1 protein-coding gene and 2 tRNA genes are annotated in these 2138 nt (G+C 45.9%); all 3 read right to left on the bottom strand.

What is annotated here, in order from left to right; genetic code table 11:
- Window positions 1-34 precede the first annotated feature (34 nt).
- Window positions 35-110 (bottom strand) — tRNA-Thr (locus QTO00_RS18675).
- A gap of 60 nt (window positions 111-170) precedes the next feature.
- Window positions 171-246, bottom strand: a tRNA-Phe gene (locus tag QTO00_RS18670).
- Window positions 247-467: 221 nt separating this feature from the next.
- A complete protein-coding gene (locus tag QTO00_RS18665) occupies window positions 468-2093 on the bottom strand; it encodes a methyl-accepting chemotaxis protein (RefSeq protein ID WP_331426105.1) in 1626 nt (541 codons plus the stop codon).
- Between the last annotated feature and the right edge of the window lie 45 nt (window positions 2094-2138).

Below are 2138 nucleotides of genomic sequence, written 5' to 3'. Positions count from 1 at the left end.
AGGGGGAATTATTCGTTAAACTAGCTAGAAAGAATGGTGCCGACTACCGGAATCGAACTGGTGACCTACTGATTACAAGTCAGTTGCTCTACCTACTGAGCTAAGTCGGCACACCTATATTTTATGCTATTAACTACTGTTCGTGCTAAGCACCAACAATATATAAATTGTGGTGCCCGGAGGCGGAATCGAACCACCGACACGAGGATTTTCAATCCTCTGCTCTACCGACTGAGCTATCCGGGCGACGAGGTGTATTAAAAGGCTTTTCGTGCTTTAGGTCAATATTAAAATGCAAAAAAAATATCGTTTGTTGTTTTTCTATACTTAATGGGCTGTTTTCATCCATTTTGGTGAGGAAATGTATAGCAGACAATAGGCGATATATAGTTTGGCGAGCGAATTTGTCCGGTTCATATAACAAAAAAGCACGCTAAGAGGCGTGCTTTTTGCTGCTACAAGCTAAATTAGTGCTTAACAGTAAACTTACTTACCCAGTTTTCTAGCTCATTTGCCAGTTTCGCTAGACTTTGAGTGCTATTGTGACTCTCGGTTACTACACCACTTAACTGGTTACCGCTCTCTTCGATCATATTGATTCGTTGAGAAATATCATCGCTAACTTGAGTCTGCTCCGCTGCTGCGGTGGCAATTTGTTGGCTCATTTGAGTGATAGACTCTAGTGCGACTACAATCTGCTGCAGTGCTTCTGAGGCATTTTGCGATTCTTGAACCGTGCTTTCACTCGTCTCAGCACACACTTCCATCGTTTGGATTGCGTTACGAGAACCTTCTTGCAGGTTGCTAATCATCTGCTGAATCTCTTTGGTGCTGTCTTGAGTTCGGCCAGCAAGATTACGAACTTCATCAGCAACGACTGCAAAGCCGCGACCCTGTTCGCCAGCACGAGCTGCTTCGATCGCCGCATTTAGTGCCAACAGGTTAGTTTGCTCTGCGATATCACCAATCACATCAAGCACTTTAACGATGTTGTTTACATCATTGTCTAGGTCGGCCACTGCTTGACTCGCTGTACCCAATTGAGACGCTAGGCCTTGGATATTATCAACCGTATTGTGAATCAGTTGTTGAGTGTGCTGGCTCTGTTTGTCTGCTTCGTCAGTATTATTGGCTGTATCGCTTGCTGAATCTGCAACGTTACTCGCCGAAGAGGCCATTTCAGTCATTGCTGTGGCAATCATTGCCGTTGATTGTTGCTGAGAGTCAGTCAACTGAGCAATGCTCGCCGCTCGATCTTCTACACTCGCTAGCTCATTACGTAAACCGTGCATTGAACCATCTAAGTTGGTGACTAGCTGGGCTAAAGACTGACTCATTTTCTGCACTGCTTCGTAAATACTGCCCTCTTCAGCATCGGTCGGGAAGGTGGTTTGGATATTACCTTTTGCTACTTCCTGAACCGCACGACGTACATCTTGAGGTTCACCACCGAGTAGTGACAGCATGCGGCGAATCGAAACAATCAGAATGGCTAGAATCGCAGCTGCGATACTTAGACACAGTACTAACTGCCACTGCGCGGTAGACCAAAATCGTGCGTTTACTTCGTTGAAGCCGATACCAGTACCGACAACCCAGCCCCAGCGTGGTGTCTTCTGGGCGATTGAGAGTTTTTCTTCAATACTTCCGTCGGCTTGCTTTTGAGTCCAAGTGTACTCAACAATTCCCCCAGCTTGACGGCCAAGAACGTCTTGGATCAGTTGGCCGACACTGTTTCCTTCGCCATCTTTGAAGTCATGGAAGCTGGTACCGTGTAGCTGAGGGTCAAGAGGTGTCGCAACGAAGGTCATGTTCTCATCCGCTACATATACATACTCGTTGTCTTTGTAGATGTTGTTGCGTAGTAAGCGCGTCGCAAAAGATTTGGCTTGCGCTTCCTCAAGCGTGCCATCTGCGGCCATCTTCTCTACTTCGGTAAGAATGCTGTAAGCACTTCTGAACAGTTCGGTTACGCGAGCTTGGTTGTCTAAGTTACTTGCAACGCGCAAAGTCCATAGGCCTGTTGCCGTTAGTGCAAGTAAAGCAACTAAGATTATTCCTGATAATAAATAAGCTTGTGTCTTTAGTTTCATAAAAGTGCTCACTAATAGGTCGTTTTGTAGCAGAAAACGAGTTGG

It is taken from the genome of Vibrio sp. M260118, assembly GCF_036533755.1.
GTDB lineage: Bacteria > Pseudomonadota > Gammaproteobacteria > Enterobacterales > Vibrionaceae > Vibrio.
The sequence above is the reverse complement of the archived record's forward strand: the minus strand, read 5'-3'. Positions and strand labels throughout refer to the sequence as shown.

What these genes read in the sequence shown, in the direction of transcription:
- QTO00_RS18665 (WP_331426105.1), bottom strand. Translation starts at nt 2,093, where the DNA reads ATGAAACTAAAGACACAAGCTTATTTATTATCAGGAATAATCTTAGTT.